The sequence below is a fragment of the Legionella dresdenensis genome, assembly GCF_042649825.1.
GTDB lineage: Bacteria > Pseudomonadota > Gammaproteobacteria > Legionellales > Legionellaceae > Legionella_C > Legionella_C dresdenensis.
Genome location: NZ_JBHSAB010000024.1, coordinates 114,948 through 131,953, shown reverse-complemented (window position 1 = coordinate 131,953; position 17,006 = coordinate 114,948). Strand labels below are relative to the sequence as shown.

Sequence of the window (17,006 nt, the reverse complement as noted above, 5' to 3'; positions counted from 1 at the left end):
AAAACGTTATGTTTCAGCGAGTTATTCCTTAAAAAAACTCACTGCTTCCATTTTTTGTCCGGCACAAAGAGGTTCGAGAAGGATAAAATTCCTCTTAATAATAAGTTAATAATATTTTGTTAAGATAGCCTGAATTTTAATCACAAGGTGTGTTGCTATGGCAGTTAATATAAAATTGTTTGATCTCGATGGTTGTTTATTACATCCATTCGCTCGTAGGGAATACAATAATGAGTCACATGAGCAATGGTTAATAAAGGATAACAAAGAGTTCTTAGACCGTATTATTAACGATGCCCGAGCCAAGAAATATGGCAAAATAGTTGTCGCCTATGGAACCAACCGGCAAGATTTTTTTGTCAATCGAGATAATCATTATCGCGGCGGTTCTCTCTCTTCAGTTCTTCCTTTAATTCAAAGCTATCTGCAACAGCAATTACAGGAGGATAATTGTGAAGTTGTTCTCGATCCATTTTTGATGGCTGATATTTACGGTAAATCGAAAAAGAAAAAGGGCATTGTTCGCCCAATCCAGGAACGGAATCATGCGGCCGGGGATAGCTACCGAGCTATTTTAAGGCAAGAGTATGTGGCTGGACAGGAGGAAGAAATAGAGCATGCGGAATCAATATTTAATGAAGATAAAGGCAGCATAATCTATGCCCATATTGAACGCGCATGTGTTTTAAATCCTGAAGACGATATTGTTATTGATTTTTATGATGATAACCCGAATGTTATCAAAAGTGTCATCGCTTTTGCAGAGTTAGGCCTTTTTCCAAAAAGAGTCACATTTAATATCCATAAATATAACGGCACGGAATTTTCTTTAGTCAAATCTTGTACTGGTAAAGACGATTTTACGGATACGCGTTACGATTGGACTGTCCGATTTTTATCTTCCATGGGGTATCATTTTAGGGATGCCGCATCTGAAGACCAGAATATTGCTACAGCGGAACGTTTGAAAGAATATCATGAAAACGATCATTATCGTAATCCGGGTCATAAAATGGCAATGGAAGTAATGGCTTTTGGATGCTTATTTGATACCGCTCGATTCTTAAAATTCCGTGAACAGGAAATTCCCAAACTGGCGACTGAACCAGCCTTAACGTCAGCTATGGCATATACAACAGCTCAGAAGCTCTGTGATGAGGGTTTATTGCCGGGAAAATTTGTATTTAGCGACAGTAAAAAAGCTGCATCGTCTGAAAAAGATGCAAACGCAGATACTGTACCAGCATTGCCGGAACATAGCGCTAAAGCCGATACCTTGTCAGCTGGTTTGATCAAAAAAATCAGAGATGAAGTAAACTCTTATCAGCGTTCGCGTGGAGAAGTTAAAAATAACACAGTTAGTTTAAGTCTGATAAGCCGCATATTTCGTAACAAGACATTAACCAGCCAAAAAGTAAAATTGGCAGATGACTTGCTGAATAATATAGGGAACTCAGATTTAACTGCTGATAAGATGAGGGAATTGATTAAGTCAACGAGATCAAACAACAGACATGTAGAAAGCAGTTTTAATAAAGTCTACGGCCTTTTCACCAAAAGTGGTTTGGATCGTAGTATGAATAAGATTGAGACAATGCTGCAAAATGAAAGTGTGAAGACTGTTATCAAATAAGAGTAATGGAGGGTTGGGCTGTAAAGCCCAACACTCCTTATTAAATGATCTTGCATATAATTGGTCGGAGTGACAAGAATCGAACTTGCGACCCCTGCCTCCCGAAGGCAGTGCTCTACCAGGCTGAGCTACACTCCGAAATCCTTAAAATGTACGGCTGACTGCAAACTCTGCAAGTTGAATCAGAGCTTGCTTGTAAGGGCTTTCTGGCAAGACCTGAAGGCAGGAAATGGCCTGATCAACCTCTGAATTCGCTAGTTGCTGAGTATATTCAATTGCTTTTGTTTGTTCAATGGCTTTTAAAATATCCGGTAAATTATCCAGACTGCCGGCAACCAGATTTTTTTTGATTAATTCCTGTTGAGCCGGTGTTCCATGTTTCAAGGCGTGTAATAAGGGCATGGTTGCTTTGCCATCAGCCAGATCATCGCCAATATTTTTACCTATTGCTGAAGCATCGCCGCAATAATCGAGCGCATCATCGATAAGCTGGAAGGCATTGCCAAGATGCATGCCGTACTGATACAACCCTTGTTCAACTTTCTCGCCAACTTCGCTCAGTAGAGCGCCAATACTGGCTGATGCGGCAAACAGAATAGCTGTTTTAGCGTGGATCACATCAAGATAATCGTCAATAGATAATGAAGTATTATGGCGGTTAACTAACTGTTTTACCTCTCCGCAACTGATTTGATGCGATGTGTCGGCAAGCAGGCGAATAATGGGCAGATTATTCACGCTAACCATCAATTGTACTGATTGGGTAAACAAATAATCACCAACCAGAATACTTGCTTTGCTGCCCCATATTTCATTGGCAGTTTCACGACCGCGCCTGAGGGTTGATTCATCCACCACATCGTCATGTAATAAAGTTGCGGTATGAAAGAACTCAACCATGGCGGCAAGCGCGATATGAGCATCGCCTTTATAATTACAGGCCCGGCTGGATAATAGCACCAGCAAGGGACGCAGGCGTTTTCCACCACTCTGGACTATATGATGCGATAAATCGTCAATCAAACCGATTTGTGATTGGATCTTATCAATAATCAACTGATTTACAGCAGCGAAGTCGTCACTGACAAGCTCTTTCAAACGGTTCACTGTCATTGTTTTTCCTCAAGCATTCAATCCCTGCATGCTAAGGGGGGGAGCGCTTAAAGTCAAGGCAGCATTATAAAATCATCCTGAAGATAGTCTACAATCATAAGTAATAGCTTTTAGGTTCTGTGTCGAAATTTTAATAAGCCTTTTTTGCGAATAAGTGGATAGCTGCGTCTACGCTCGCAAAGACAGGTTCTTGGGCAGGCGGGGTGTAATCAATGAGCGAACAAAGCGTTTGGGTGATAAGTAATGTTGATGACGAGCTTTACTTGCCGCTGGAGGTTGAAAAAGCCTGCACTCTCAATGAATTACCGGAAACTTCTCCTTATGCCGTGATTTTATCAAAACGCGAGGGCCAAAGCTGGTTAAATCAGATGGCTGCTTTGAGGGCTATTCCCGAATATCGCTTTACGCCAGTATTTTATCATGGTGACGTCGGACCCCATTTTAGAGATATTTTTGATGGTCCCGCTGATGCAGGCATGATGCAGAAAGCTGCTTTAATTCATGAGCGTACACGGAATATCGCCTTGTCGATGTTGAGTAGCGCCGATAAGGAAAGTATTCTGTTAACTTATCTCTATTCGCGCGGTGAATTAAAGTTAAAGGGATTTGTCAGCCATTTTTCGCGCTATGCGCTTGAATATCCGCTATTGTCCGTGTTAATTCCGAATCAACCGCATTTTGACAGCTGGACATTTTTGCAGGATTTGGCGATGCGTGATTTGCTCGCGCCGGTCACGCTTGTGGATGAGATAAAAACCTGCGCCAATTGTGAATCCGGGTTGCTTAATATGAAAAGCAGCTGTCCGAGTTGCCATTCAATTGATATCAAACCACAACGTTTTGTCCATTGTTTCTCTTGCGGAAAAATTGGTCCAGTACCTGAGTTCCTGCGGCAGGAGCGATTAATCTGCAGTCGCTGTAATACCCGGTTGCTGGAGTTGGGTATTGATTATGAAAAACCGCTTGAGGATAAACTTTGCAATAGCTGCGGCCATTTTTTTGCCGATAGTGAAATTGATATTGTTTGCCTGGCCTGTAACAAGAGTAGTACTCAGGATGAATTAGGTTCGCGCCGATTGTATGACTATGCCATTACCCGGCGTTCGGAATATCTGGTGCGCGGAATTGAAAAAGGGATATACCGCAATTTTGATCATTTTTTCAAGGTTGTGGATTATGTTGCCTTTATGTCGATAGTCAATTGGCAAGTGAAATTGGCTGAGCGGTATAGCATGGTTTATTTCAGTGTAATGACTTTACAGATTACCAATGAAAAAGAGTTGGTGGAGCAGCAGGGGGTAGTAAATACCGAGCGTTTAATGGGGCATTTTTTTACAAATCTGCGTCAGATTTTTCGCGAGAGCGATCTGTCAACCCGGCTGGATGATACGATGCTCTTTTTATTGCCAATGACTGACCAGGATGGTTGCCTGATTCTTTTGGACCGGATGAAGCAAGCAGTGGATCAGATTGCGGAATATGATATTGGAGCAGGGCTTTCAGTGGGAATAAGCTATATTAACTCTAATGAAATGATTAATGGCGGTTTTCATGGCGAAGGGATGATCAGTGAGTTGCATGCCCGAATTATGGCTAGCAACCCGTGTTTGATTGGGCGTAAATGATCTGGTTGAGGCAGGAATCATATAGATTCGATAGATTTTTTACGCTCATTGAGCAATGATATCTGCCTTAGATCAAGCCGATGCATGACCGAAACCAGAGTGGTATTATTAATCTCTCCCCGACGGCGTAGCGCACGTAACTCTTTGCGGGCGCCATCAAGGCCTGCCAGCCGTAATGTTTCCTCAAGTTCAAGCGCTTTGATACTGGTTTTTCTCGCGCTGTCATTGCCCGAGCTGGATGCTTCGATAAATTGGTTAAGCGTTGCGACCAGCGAATGGCTAATCTCTTCACATAGTTTGGTTTCAGAGTCGGATAAACCATTCATCAAGGCTTCAGTTTTAGCCTGGATAGCACGAATGGCGGCTTGAGCAGCATAAATACGGGCGTCGTTTTCTTCTTCTTCCGGGGAATGGCTGATTAAATTTTTCAAACCGGGTAAGATCAGTGGCAATACGGCGGTACTGAGCACTAGCGAACATAATACCACCCCAACTACAATAGCAATTAACAAATCGCGGACCGGCAAAAACGCACCGTCAGGCATAAAGGCCGGCAGCGATAAAATTGCTGCCAGCGCAATAGCGCCGCGTACACCGCCAAAGGCTATAGCGGTAACTATTTTTAAATTGGGGAATTGCCAGGAAGTATGCATACGGCGGGCAATCAGGGCTTCAAATGGTAAAGTCAGATAAATCCATAAAAAGCGAAAACCAATCAACATCAGGGTAATGATGCAGATAATGACTGCACACTCGGCAAAAGTTGTTCCCGTTTGCTCAATTAAAACCAGTGAGTTGGGTAAATACAACCCTAACAGAATAAAGACAATACCATTGAGGGTTACTTCCAACAGACCCCAGACAAAACGGCCTTCAATCCGCATATTTGCCATGGTTTTATCAAGAAATCCTGCCTTATCAACAGTAAAACCGGCAGAGACTGCAGCCAGAATGCCGGAAAATCCAAGCCGTTCGGCAGCCAGAAAGGCTGCATAGGGCAATAGTAATAACAACAGATTATCAATAGTCGTTTCATCATCCCGAGTATGATTCAGCCGACCCAAAACCGCCATAAACAAGTAGGTTAGCACCATACCGGTAATCAAACCGCCGGCGCCGATAATGACCAGGCTTACTGCGGCATCGGTGAGCGAAAAGAAACCGGTGAGCAATGCTATGATAGCGAATTTAAATGAAACCAGACCCGAGGCGTCGTTCAGTAACGCCTCGCCTTGCAGAATATGTTTAATTCGGTCAGGAATACCGGATTTAGCGGTCATTGATTTTAAAGCTACGGCGTCGGTAGGCGATAATGCTGCAGCCAGGGCAAACGAAGCCGCTAATGGTATTGTGGGAACCAGCCAATGGATAAAATAGCCCATCCCGGCTACAGTGAACAATACCAGGCCGATCGAAAGCATAATAATTGCGCGTGAATTTATCAAAAATTCCCGTTTGGGGAAGCGCCAGCTGTCGCTGAAAAGCAGTGGAGGAATAAACAGCAGCATGAATACTTCAGGATTAAAGCCAACATGGAAAGTAGGGAAAAAGGTGGCTGTTGCTGCTCCAAGGATGATTTGGATTAAAGGCGCAGGGAAAGAGGGGGCTGCTCGTGACAGGATGCCAGCTACAACTAATATAAGCAGAAGAATTAAACAGATTAACACATTTTCCATGTCATTTTTCCTACCAAATACTCTCTCAATGTTGGTTGCGCTGTTCCGACCCCAACATTTGTACAGGACAATTTTTTTGTATGAAGTGTAGGTTGGGTCGTTCTGACCCAACATTAGTAATCTCAATCACTTTCCGGTCTGGAGTGCTTGATAAAAAATTTTGTTGGGTCAAAACGACCCAACCTACATCATAATTTCTTTATTTTTTTTATTATCTCAGAAAATGGTTTTTCAAGCTACAATTAATTTCAACATAGCCCTAATTGTATAATTATTTATACATTAAACCGGAAATGCATGACATCGCCATCACAAACTATATATTCTTTACCCTCCAGGCGAAGCTTTCCAGCTTCTTTCGCGCCTTGCTCGCCTTTCAGCGCAATAAAATCATCATAGGCAATGACTTCTGCGCGAATAAAGCCCTTCTCAAAGTCAGTATGAATGACGCCTGCCGCCTGGGGCGCGGTAGCGCCTTTTTCAACGGTCCATGCCCGTACTTCTTTCACCCCGGCAGTGAAATAAGTCTGTAAGCCCAGTAGTTCATAGCCGGCTCGGATAACACGGTTAAGCCCAGGCTCACTCATACCAATATCAGCCATGTATTCTTCTCTGTCGGCTTCATCAAGCTCAATAATTTCAGCTTCAGTTGCCGCACTTAACGCAACTACACTGGCGTTATCCTGTTTGGCAAATTCTTTCACCTGATCCAATAATGGATTGTTTTCAAAGCCATTGTCATCAACATTCGCAATATAAAGTACGGGTTTTGCAGTTAACAAAAATAAGCGGTTTATAATAGTATTTTCTTCTTGCGAGAGTTCAAGCGAGCGAACTGGATAACCCTCATCAAGATGCGCTTTGACTTTTTCAAGGATTTGCTTTTCCAGAATTGCGTCCTTGTTACCGCTTTTGCTGGTTTTCTGAACTTTCATCAGCGCTTTTTCCACGCTTTCCATGTCAGCCAGCGCCAGTTCAGTATTAATAACTTCGATATCACTGAGTGGATTGACCTTGCCATCGACGTGGATTACATCAGAATTTTCAAAACAACGTACCACATGGGCAATCGCATCGGTTTCCCGGATATTGGCCAAAAACTGATTGCCTAAGCCTTCGCCTTTGGCGGCGCCTTTCACCAGACCGGCAATATCGACAAACTGCATGGTAGTAGGAACCACACGTTCAGGTTTGACAATTGCGCTTAAAGCATCAAGCCTGGGATCAGGCACGGTGACAATGCCGACATTCGGTTCAATCGTACAAAACGGATAATTTGCCGCTTCAATACCTGCCTGGGTTAACGCATTAAACAGGGTTGATTTTCCCACATTAGGCAAACCAACGATTCCGCATTTGAATCCCATAACTACCTCGATAAAATTAAGAGTTTAAGGTGTTCATGGCTGCTGCCAGATCACCGCATATAATAGTTGGCATGACGGCAATAGCGCGATCAATCGCGTCATGCATCAGTTGCCTGTCGCTCTGGCCGGGTTTGCCCAGGACGTAATTATGTACCAGATCCTTATGTCCCGGATGGCCAATTCCGACTCTCAGACGATGAAAATCACTACTGCCCAATGAGGCAATGATACTGCGCAAGCCATTATGTCCGCCATGGCCGCCCCCTGTTTTCAGTTTCATTCTTCCTGTTGGCAAATCCAGCTCATCATGCACGATCAGGATTTCATCAGGGGTTATGCGATAGAACTGCGCGGCCTCTCGGGTTGGCAGGCCGCTTTGGTTCATAAATGTAGTGGGTAACAACAGCCGGCATGCCTGATTGTTTAGCTCAAGGCCAGCAACTTCAGTATGCAGTTTTTTTTCTAATTTAAATTTGACGCTGTTACGCTGAGCCAATGCTTCAACGAGCCATGCACCGGCATTATGGCGTGTGTGTTCATAAGCCGAGCCTGGGTTGCGTAAGCCGATTATTAATTTGATCGTCATATTATTCTGAATCTAAAATTTCGCTGAAAAGCCGGATCTGTGGCTAAATAGTAGCATAAAAAAAGAGGCGGATGACCGCCTCTTGAAAAAGATTATCTTTTTTATTCTGCTGATGTTTCTTCAGCAGATGATCCTTCGCTGCTTTCATCAGAAGCAGAACCTTTTGGCGCGTGAATGCTGACTACTGGCAGATTGTGGCTTCCATCAGTAAGATCAACGGTTAATTGTACGCCTTTTGGCAGTTTCAGATCCGATAAGTGGACAACGTCATCCAGCTCAACGCTGCTCATATCGATCTCAATAAATTCTGGCAGGTCTTTGGCCTGGCAGCGGATTTCGATTTGAGTCATAGTGTGGTTAATCATTCCACCCGCTTTGATGCCTTTTGAAGTTTGCTCATTGATAAAATGAACAGGCACTTTCTTAATCAGAATATCTTTTGCAGATACGCGTTGCAGATCCATGTGCATAACAACTGGTTTGTATGGGTGGCGTTGCAGCGCTTTTAAAATAACGTGCTCAGTTTTACCATCAATTTTCAGATCAAAAATACTGGAGTAAATGCTTTCGCTTTCCAGGGCTTTGATAACTTTATTATGCGGCAGGTGAATGGATACCGGCTTTTTGTCGCCGCCATAAAGAACACCTGGAACTTTATTTTCAAGACGACGTAGGCGGCGGCTCGCACCTTTCCCTATATCACTTCTTGTTTCTGCTTCTAAAACGATTGTAGACATTAAAAATCTCCGAAAATAGGTAATTGCCTCACGCTTAATCCCGCGACCAGGGCAAGCACATAAAATTGTAAAAGGCGAGGCATTATATAATACAGTTGCCAAACTTCAAAATGCTATTTTCAATTTTGAGCGCTTCAGGCTTGAAAAGTGACTGAAAATTGGTAATGTTGGGTCGGAACGACCCAGCCACACGGAATAAAAAAAATTGTCCGATACAAAGCAATAATAGAGATAATTTTAAAATCGACTTGAAGTCTTAGCCGTAATTTCATAGAATATGCCACTTTGTTGAATTTGTGAAAGCCAATTAGGCGACTTGGAGATTAGCTATGTATGCGGTAATTAAATCGGGCGGTAAACAATATCGCGTTAAAGAGGGCGATGTTATCAAACTGGAACTGCTTTCTGCTGATGTAGGAAGTGAAGTCAGTTTTGGTGATGTACTCATGCTCGCCGATGGCGATAAAATTACTTGTGGTACCCCGTTTGTTGCTAAAGCTGCAGTGAAAGCTGAAGTTGTTGGCCATGGCCGCCACAAAAAAGTTAAAATCATCAAATTCCGTCGTCGTAAGCACCACATGAAACAAATGGGTCATCGACAATACTATACGCAAGTTAAAATTACTGCGGTAAGCAAATAATCGGGAGAAAGAAATGGCTCATAAGAAAGCAGGCGGTAGTACACGCAACGGCCGCGACTCGAATCCTAAGTACCTTGGCGTTAAGCGCTTTGGCGGTCAATTGGTAAATGCTGGCGAAATTCTTGTTCGTCAACGTGGTACCCGTTTCCATGCCGGTGAAGGTGTTGGAGTAGGTCGTGATCATACCTTATTCGCATTGGTTGCTGGATATGTTACCTTTGTCGTTAGAGGGGCTCAAAAACGTAAATACGTTAAAATTGTTGCTGTCGAAGAATAATTAAATTCGACATGCCGCGGTCCGTTGTATAAACGGATTCGGGCATAAGCCCCGTCATGGGGCTTTTTTTTTAGGTGTGAATAATGAAATTTGTTGATGAAGCAATCATTAATGTTGAAGCCGGTAATGGTGGTCATGGTTGTTTGAGTTTTAGACGGGAAAAATTTGTTCCACGCGGCGGCCCGGATGGCGGCGACGGCGGTGATGGCGGCAGTATTTTTCTTGAGGCGAATAGTGAGCTGAATACGCTGGTTGATTTTCGTTATCAGCGCCATTATAAGGCTGAAAATGGTCAGCAAGGTATGGGCGGCAATTGTACTGGCAAAAAAGGTGAAGATTTAATCATCCATGTTCCAACAGGCACCATGGTTTATGATTATGAAACCGGTGAGTTGTTAGGCGATATCAACCATGATGGCGATCGTTTACTGGTTGCCCAGGGTGGCTTCCATGGACTTGGCAATACCCGCTATAAAAGCAGTATTAACCGCGCACCACGCCAAACCAGTCCCGGCACACCTGGCGAAGCTCGCCGTTTGAAGCTTGAGCTGAGAGTATTGGCTGATGTTGGATTGCTTGGTTTACCTAATGCAGGCAAATCAACTTTGATTCGCGCAGTTTCAAGTGCAAGACCAAAAGTTGCCGATTACCCTTTTACAACCTTGCATCCAAATCTTGGTGTGATAAGCATTGCACCTCATAAAAGCTTTGTTATGGCTGATATCCCAGGATTAATTGAGGGGGCTGCGGAAGGCGCAGGCCTTGGCCACCGTTTTCTCAAGCATCTGGCAAGAACCTGTGTGCTGTTGCATGTGGTTGATGTGATGCCGGTAGATGGCAGCGATCCGGTAGAATTGGCGAAAGTCATTATTAATGAATTGCAAGAGTATGACGCCGAATTGCTTAGTAAGCCGCGGTGGCTGGTGCTGAATAAAATGGATATGCTGCCAGATGAGGAAGCACGGAAAGAGATGACGCAGTATATTGTTGATGGTTTACAGTGGCAGGATAAGGTTTTTGCCATTTCGGCAATCAGCGGTGAAGGCACAAAGCAGCTGTGCTATGACCTGATGCAGTTGATTGATGAGTTAAAAGAAGAAGAGCAGGGCGGCTAAACGAATGCTGGGCTTTACAGCCCATAGCCGTCAAGCTATGCCAGGTACATAGGAAATTAGAATAGTAAATGTACAAAATTCCTTAACTGACTGCTATGTGTTTTACAGTCCATATTCGTTCGGCCTGAGGAAAATGCGGAGCATTTGTCTCGAAGGCGTGGCACTGTACCACAGGCTTCGAGACAGCGCTAAAGCGCTTCCTCAGCCCGAACGATATTGTGAAATATAGAAATTTAATTCCTTAGCTTGACGGCTATGGGCTGTAAAGCCCAACACTCCATCTCAACAGAAATAAACCTTGAGCCCTTGCGCTCTGCCAACTTGACGTAATCACGGCTAAAGGCCAGAATAAAGGCTTGTGAATTATCGATAGTATCTAATGAGTTTTTTTCATACTGCAAAATTTATCAATATTCTTTATGCCTTGGGATTGTTTCTTGTCGGTTATGTTTTTGCCCAGCGATTCAGCCGCCTGCTTGAACGTACAATGGCTAACCGGTTTTCGCCGCATCATGTCATGCTTATCAGCCGTTTCGTTTTTTATATCACCCTGTTACTGTTTATTATCGCTGGTTTACAGCAATTAGGCTTTAATTTAAGCGTATTATTAGGAGCAGCAGGGGTATTTACCGTAGCAATCAGTTTTGCGTCCCAAACTGCAGCATCCAATCTGGTGAGCGGTATCTTTATGTTATTCGAACGCCCGTTCCAGATTGGCGATAATATTGAAGTGAAAGGCATAAGCGGCATTGTAGATTCCATTGATTTGCTATCCACTAAAATCAAAACCTCGGATAACAGGCTGGTACGTATACCCAATGAAGCAATGATGAAAGCCGATATTACCAATCTCAGCTATTTTACTACCCGTCGGATTGATTTAAAAATACCTGTGGCCTATAACGCTGATCTGATTACAGTCAAAAATCTGCTGTTTAATACGACAACGAATTGTCCGGGTGTATTAGCTGAACCCAAACCTTCGGTTACCGTTAATAACATTACCGATTCAGCTGTTGAATTGCTTGTTAGCGCCTGGGCCGATACCAAAGATAGCAGTACAATAAAAAACAATTTACAAGAAACAATTAAAATATCATTAGAACAAGAATCTGTTCCAATGCCTTGTTCACAGATGGTTATCAAACAGGTATAAACTATGGATTTGATTACACAAGGAGTATTGGGCGCAGCCTGCGCCCAAGCCGGGTTACACCATAAAGATCCGCGCAATGCCTGGTTGGTAGGCGCATTGGCCGGGATGGCCGCAGATCTGGATGTTTTGATTAGCTCAAAGCAAGAGCCGCTGCTCACCATGCTTTATCATCGCAGTTTTACCCATTCGCTAATCTTTATACCCACTGGAGCAATCATTGTTACCCTGATTCTATTGCTCTTTAAGCGTTTCCGCGTCCAATGGGGATATACCCTGGGCGCTGCGTTAATCGGTTATGCAACCCACGGACTGCTGGATGCTTTTACCTCTTATGGCACACAGCTATACTGGCCTTTTTCCAATGTTCGAATTAGCTGGGATATTGTTTCAATTGTCGATCCGCTATTTACCATTATTCTATTAATAGGCATTGTCTGGACTATTGTATTTAGCAGCCGCAAAGGCGTTATTATCAGCCTGGTTTTTGCCGCCTTGTTCCTGGCTTTTAACGCGGTTCAACACCAGCGCGCCCTTACGGCAGGTTATCACTATAGCGCCGCTAATAACCTGCACTTGACGCGTGTCCGCGCTTTTCCAAAGCTGGCGAGTTCAACGCATTGGCGACTGGTAGGTCAGGCCGGTAAAGATTTATTCGTTGCAGACGTCTATACCCCACTTTATAAAGCCAGCCAGTTAACCCCTGTTGCCAGGCTTCCGTTATTCAACAACGAATTACCAGCCTTTGTTCAGAGCTCCCCAACGTTAATGCGGGAATTTGCCATTTTCCAATGGTTTACTGACGATTATCTGGTACTTGCTTCAAAACAACCTTTTGTACTAGCTGACGGCCGTTATCTGTCTGGCGCCAGGCCTGTTTATTCTTTCTGGGGAATTCAATTCAAGCCCGGCGAAAATCACATTCAGCGCCGCGGCGCAATAAAACTGGAGGACGCTTCTCATGAAAATAGCAATACTGGCCACCGGTGATGAAATCGTTTACGGCGATACTTTAAATACTAATGGATATCAATTGGCACATGCCCTGAATTCAGAAGGATTAACAGTCGGCCTGCATATGTCATGTACCGATGAAGAAAATGAAATTTACAGCAGTATTGCCTATCTCGCCGCTCAACATCAGGTTATTCTCATCACCGGGGGGCTGGGCCCAACGTCTGATGATCGCACCCGTTATGCTTTGAGTCGGTTCATTAATCAACCACTGGTAGAATTTCCAGAGGCGATTGAGCATATACAAAACCGCCTGTTACGCACTACCATGTCTTTAACTGAAGGGAACCGGCAACAAGCCAAATTTCCGGCAGATGCTGTTTTGCTGCCGAATCCGAATGGCACTGCAATGGGTTGTTATTATTGGCATCAGGAACATCTGTACATTTTACTTCCCGGGCCGCCGCGGGAATGTATGCCGATGTTCAATAACCATGTATTGCCGATAGTACAGAAGCTGCAACACGATTCAACCCAAGTGTTAAAATGGCGCGTATTTGGAGTTGCTGAGGCACAGATTTCTCAACAATTGGATGATGCGCTAAAAGACATTAATTGCGTAACCGGTTACCGTTTGGAAACACCCTACGTAGAGTGCAAGGTACGCTGCCAGGCAGATTTGCTCAATACGATTACAGCGATTGTCGCCCCCTTGCTGGCGCCGCATATTATTGCCTCTGTAGAGCAAAAGGCGTCTGAAAAGCTGGCAGAAGCGCTTGCTGCCTGGCATCAGTCAGTTCTGATTCAGGATAATGCAACCGGCGGACTGTTACAGACTTTAATTCAAAAACCCGCAAATTATTCCGTCCTGAGTTTCACCACACACGCTAACCCCGACTTTGCTTTTCGAATTGATGGACTGCAGGAATACTGGTCTGGGCAACAGCATGGCGGTGATACAACGATTACAATTACTTATCATCTTCAGGGAGAGGAAAAACAGGAAAGCCATACCTTTCCTTATCGCAGTGTCATGGTTGTACATTATGCGGCCGAATGGTTATGTTATCGGATTTACGAATTGATCAATGCCAGCCGATCCGGTGCCGCGTAATCGGTTTCTATCGCGCGTTTAGGGGTGAGGCCCTGCAAGTTCAGAGCGGGTAAGCCCTTTCCTTTAAAAGCTTTTTGCAAACACGCATGAAGTCATCCTGGCGCTCCCAGATGCCCGCAATTGATACAACGACAGCCTTCGGTGAATTAATTTTCAATGTTTTTCCTCAATGGCGCAATTAATCTGATACTCGCCAAATCATCGACAGATTGTTAATTTTATTTTAAGCTATTCCGACGAAATTTTATAAACTATTAGGAAGTGTTAGGGATGAAAGACTTTAAAGAAGTAAAGGCCGAAAAAGAAAAGCAATTTAATTGCTCAGCCATCCTGTTTCCACCTGCGAAAGAAGAATCCTGTTACCTCGTCTATAGTAATGATGCGGTTTCTAATTTAACTATGGATGAGTTTAAAGCTTGTTTAGGGCATGGTTTTAAACGTAGCGCGGGATCTGGAGAGATTATTAGCGAAATGCAGATCGATGGTATGCTTGAGAAGATGCATCTTAATTATGAAATAGATCGTTTTGTTGTTAAAATATCCATGAGTCCCTCGAAAGCAATAGGGCTTATGCGATCGCTAAATCCTTATTTAAATATAGAACAGGATGTTTTGTCCATCCGTCGTGATAAATATTCTGTAAATGAAAAAAAGTGGTCATTGGTTGAAAAGTTTGAGCTCGAAAAAGCGGTCTGTGGTCCTTGTTAATGCGGAACTCAATGGGGTTCTCACTGCCATTAACTATGGACTTGGAAGTCGATACAATATCTGCTGATTGATTAAAATAATCTATTCCAAGCTCGAGAGGATTTTTCTTAACACCAAAGTCCAATAATTCTATACTGCAAAAGCGCTAAATACGGTATTAATAGTTTTCATAATTATTAATCTATTTACTGATCCACCCATTGCATTTTGTTCAATAGGCGGAACAAGCCCATAGAGAAATTAGTTAAAACGGCATGGCAGATCTATCATGCATGATTAATTTGTTAGTTTCTCGGCTTTCAATAACTTCTTGTATGCGCTGATAAAGGCGTGAACAACATTCCTCAACCGTTAACCGAGCGTTAGGACCACCCATATCAGTTTTCACAAAGCCAGGGATCAATGTTGCTGCGATAATCGATGAATAAGTAGTACTATTGCGACAATCACGGTCTACTGTTTCAATCAGCTGGTGTAAAGCAGATTTGCTACAGCGGTAGGGAGCTGAGCCACCACTTTGGTTATCAGCAATACTGCCTATACCACTGCCCATAGCAAAAATGGCTCTGTCTTGGCTTTGATTGACAAGAGGTAAAAAAGTTTTAATTGTCATATGTGCGCCTGTAACATTTGTTTCGTAGGCCGCATTCATTTCTTTGCTAGTGAATTCCCAAAATGCCATTGTGCGGCGCTCAGGATTGTCATAGCCTTTGATACCTGCATTAGCAATTAATGTATCAATACCGATATCTTTAAGTTCTTGTTTTAACTTAATGAAATCAGATTCACAATTCACATCGAGCTGATAGATGTGCAGACTAGTGTTTTCTCTCGCAATCTCATTAAGCAGCTCAGCTTTTGATGGTTGTCTACAGGTTGCAATAACTCGATAATCATTTTTTAAAAACTCCTTAACAAGGCCTAAACCAATTCCTCGATTAGCACCAGTAATTAATACAGTTTTTTTCATAAATACAGCTCCTAAAAGCTTAATAACAGGGAGCTGAATAGTAATCTTATAGGCTTGAAATTACAAACATAGTTGGTCTGTATTTGAAGTTCATATTATGGAGCCTTGAGTTCAGTAACTTTAATAAGTCTGATTTATGTAAAGATAGGCTAGAACTTAAAGCCCCACTTATCAGTGGTGCTTTAAGATAGAAGAAAAGTTATTAACCAAACCAGGTACAAAAAAACTAACTTAAAAAAATGACTACAATGAAGGACCGTTATTTGAATCACGCTCAGAAGTGGAGGTGAGATTTTGATAAATTTCACCCGCAAATCTTGCTTCAAATCGATACCGATTTTCACTCAAGTTAAGTGTTTTTTTCTCAATGGGGAATTTGAAATCAACGGGCTTACCGTGTAGCACATTCTCATAATAATATTGGATTAGTAAAGCTAAGCATGTAGAAAAAAATTCCTCATTTTCTTCTTTACTAAAATGATTATTTTTTATAATTAATTTTATTAGTTCTAAATTTATTTCATTAGCGCTTATACCTGCTCTGATATGACTAATAACAGCCTGGCGAGGTCCTTCACTTTGCAAGAGAGTGGGAAATTGTTGACTGCCAGGCCAAGCATTAAGCGTTTGAACGAATTCATTCATGACATTTTGTCTATCTCTTTCAGTATAATTTCTCATGGTTTTCCTTGGTTTTTACTTAAAGTATTTAATTATCATTAAGATGGTAGTGATATATTACTTTAAATTACCAGCATGGGCAATTAATGGAGAGCTTGCGCAAATTAATCGCTTATGCCTGTAAATTTAAGAGATAATCAAATGATTACATTATAATTTTATGAAGATTGAGTCGTATGAAAGATTGAATATCAATTGAAATTGAAAAGGGCTTATTTTACGATACACACTAATTATTTATCATTCAGGAGCGATTATGTTAGGCAGTAGAAAAGCATTTGATATCAATACCTTTAATGGCAATTTATATATCAACACTAAAACAAGGAAGGTGCATACAAAAGGCGCTTACTCAATGGAAATTGATGGCGTTGAAACATGGAAATCTCTTGCAAGTAGCGCTATGGCTCAAAAATTTAAATTTGGCAACGATAAAAAAAGCTTAAAATTAAAAATTACCATTGATGATAAGGACTATGAAGGGTTTATGGTGGAACGTGATGGTAATACCATTAAAATTGATGGTGTAGATTATCAAAAGGTTGAGCCTGTGGTTCCCACTTCATCCGTAAGTGCTAATCCCTAATTTTGTATCTGGAAAGACATGGTTTAGTCATGATTAAAGTGCTTCGGCTTAACCAGGAGGTTGGGTAATT

General features: G+C 42.5%; 17 protein-coding genes and 1 tRNA gene. 10 read left to right on the top strand and 8 right to left on the bottom strand.

Features of this window, described 5'->3' with window-relative positions; genetic code table 11:
- Positions 1–157 precede the first annotated feature (157 nt).
- On the top strand, positions 158–1,633 hold the full coding sequence (locus tag ACFORL_RS10930) for a hypothetical protein (RefSeq protein WP_382343931.1): 1,476 nt from the start codon (positions 158–160) through the stop codon (positions 1,631–1,633).
- Between the two features lie 61 nt (positions 1,634–1,694).
- Here ACFORL_RS10930 and ACFORL_RS10925 read toward each other — a convergent pair.
- Both ACFORL_RS10925 and ACFORL_RS10920 read right to left on the bottom strand, forming a co-directional pair.
- Positions 1,695–1,771, bottom strand: a tRNA-Pro gene (locus ACFORL_RS10925).
- Between the two features lie 6 nt (positions 1,772–1,777).
- Positions 1,778–2,746, bottom strand: a complete 969-nt coding sequence (locus ACFORL_RS10920; protein WP_382343929.1) for a polyprenyl synthetase family protein — start codon at positions 2,744–2,746, stop codon at positions 1,778–1,780.
- A gap of 212 nt (positions 2,747–2,958) precedes the next feature.
- Here ACFORL_RS10920 and ACFORL_RS10915 point away from each other — a divergent pair, with 212 nt between their 5' ends.
- Positions 2,959–4,371 (top strand): TackOD1 domain-containing metal-binding protein, encoded by a 1,413-nt coding sequence (locus tag ACFORL_RS10915; protein WP_382343927.1) that lies wholly within the window; start codon positions 2,959–2,961, stop codon positions 4,369–4,371.
- Between the two features lie 17 nt (positions 4,372–4,388).
- On the opposite strand, the gene ACFORL_RS10910 is transcribed toward ACFORL_RS10915, so the two are convergent.
- From ACFORL_RS10910 to ACFORL_RS10895, 4 genes are all read right to left on the bottom strand, one after another.
- Positions 4,389–6,047 (bottom strand): Na+/H+ antiporter, encoded by a 1,659-nt coding sequence (locus ACFORL_RS10910; protein ID WP_382343926.1) that lies wholly within the window; start codon positions 6,045–6,047, stop codon positions 4,389–4,391.
- Between the two features lie 275 nt (positions 6,048–6,322).
- Positions 6,323–7,414, bottom strand: coding sequence for a redox-regulated ATPase YchF (gene ychF / locus ACFORL_RS10905; protein WP_382343924.1), 1,092 nt, complete (start codon positions 7,412–7,414; stop codon positions 6,323–6,325).
- A gap of 16 nt (positions 7,415–7,430) precedes the next feature.
- Entirely contained in the window at positions 7,431–8,000 is a 570-nt protein-coding gene (gene pth / locus ACFORL_RS10900; RefSeq protein ID WP_382343923.1) for an aminoacyl-tRNA hydrolase, read from the bottom strand.
- 101 nt (positions 8,001–8,101) lie between these two features.
- Complete coding sequence (locus ACFORL_RS10895) at positions 8,102–8,737, bottom strand: 50S ribosomal protein L25/general stress protein Ctc (RefSeq protein WP_382343921.1); 636 nt, start codon at positions 8,735–8,737, stop codon at positions 8,102–8,104.
- Positions 8,738–9,066: 329 nt separating this feature from the next.
- Between ACFORL_RS10895 and rplU the strand changes: the two genes are divergently transcribed.
- The 7 genes from rplU to ACFORL_RS10860 all read left to right on the top strand — a co-directional run bounded on the left by rplU (position 9,067) and on the right by ACFORL_RS10860 (position 14,699).
- On the top strand, positions 9,067–9,378 hold the full coding sequence (rplU, locus tag ACFORL_RS10890; RefSeq protein ID WP_382343919.1) for a 50S ribosomal protein L21: 312 nt from the start codon (positions 9,067–9,069) through the stop codon (positions 9,376–9,378).
- A 13-nt stretch (positions 9,379–9,391) separates the two neighbouring features.
- Entirely contained in the window at positions 9,392–9,655 is a 264-nt protein-coding gene (gene rpmA / locus ACFORL_RS10885) for a 50S ribosomal protein L27 (protein ID WP_382343917.1), read from the top strand.
- Positions 9,656–9,738: 83 nt separating this feature from the next.
- The gene (cgtA, locus tag ACFORL_RS10880) at positions 9,739–10,770 is read left to right on the top strand and encodes an Obg family GTPase CgtA (protein WP_382343915.1); all 1,032 of its coding nucleotides are present in this window, start codon (positions 9,739–9,741) and stop codon (positions 10,768–10,770) included.
- A gap of 379 nt (positions 10,771–11,149) precedes the next feature.
- Positions 11,150–11,926 carry a mechanosensitive ion channel family protein gene (locus tag ACFORL_RS10875; protein WP_382343913.1) on the top strand — a complete coding sequence of 259 codons (777 nt, stop codon included), beginning with the start codon at positions 11,150–11,152 and terminating at the stop codon, positions 11,924–11,926.
- 3 nt (positions 11,927–11,929) lie between these two features.
- On the top strand, positions 11,930–12,913 hold the full coding sequence (locus ACFORL_RS10870) for a metal-dependent hydrolase (protein ID WP_382343911.1): 984 nt from the start codon (positions 11,930–11,932) through the stop codon (positions 12,911–12,913).
- Positions 12,885–13,991 (top strand): competence/damage-inducible protein A, encoded by a 1,107-nt coding sequence (locus ACFORL_RS10865; protein ID WP_382343909.1) that lies wholly within the window; start codon positions 12,885–12,887, stop codon positions 13,989–13,991. Before ACFORL_RS10870 ends, ACFORL_RS10865 begins: the two co-directional genes overlap by 29 nt.
- Positions 13,992–14,261: 270 nt before the next feature.
- On the top strand, positions 14,262–14,699 hold the full coding sequence (locus ACFORL_RS10860; RefSeq protein WP_382343907.1) for a hypothetical protein: 438 nt from the start codon (positions 14,262–14,264) through the stop codon (positions 14,697–14,699).
- A 244-nt stretch (positions 14,700–14,943) separates the two neighbouring features.
- Here ACFORL_RS10860 and ACFORL_RS10855 read toward each other — a convergent pair whose 3' ends face one another.
- On the bottom strand, positions 14,944–15,669 hold the full coding sequence (locus tag ACFORL_RS10855) for an SDR family oxidoreductase (protein WP_382343905.1): 726 nt from the start codon (positions 15,667–15,669) through the stop codon (positions 14,944–14,946).
- A gap of 243 nt (positions 15,670–15,912) precedes the next feature.
- Positions 15,913–16,350, bottom strand: coding sequence for a hypothetical protein (locus ACFORL_RS10850; RefSeq protein WP_382343903.1), 438 nt, complete (start codon positions 16,348–16,350; stop codon positions 15,913–15,915).
- A gap of 256 nt (positions 16,351–16,606) precedes the next feature.
- On the opposite strand from ACFORL_RS10850, the gene ACFORL_RS10845 reads away from it, so the two are divergent.
- A complete protein-coding gene (locus tag ACFORL_RS10845; RefSeq protein ID WP_382343901.1) occupies positions 16,607–16,936 on the top strand; it encodes a hypothetical protein in 330 nt (109 codons plus the stop codon).
- Positions 16,937–17,006: the final 70 nt, after the last annotated feature.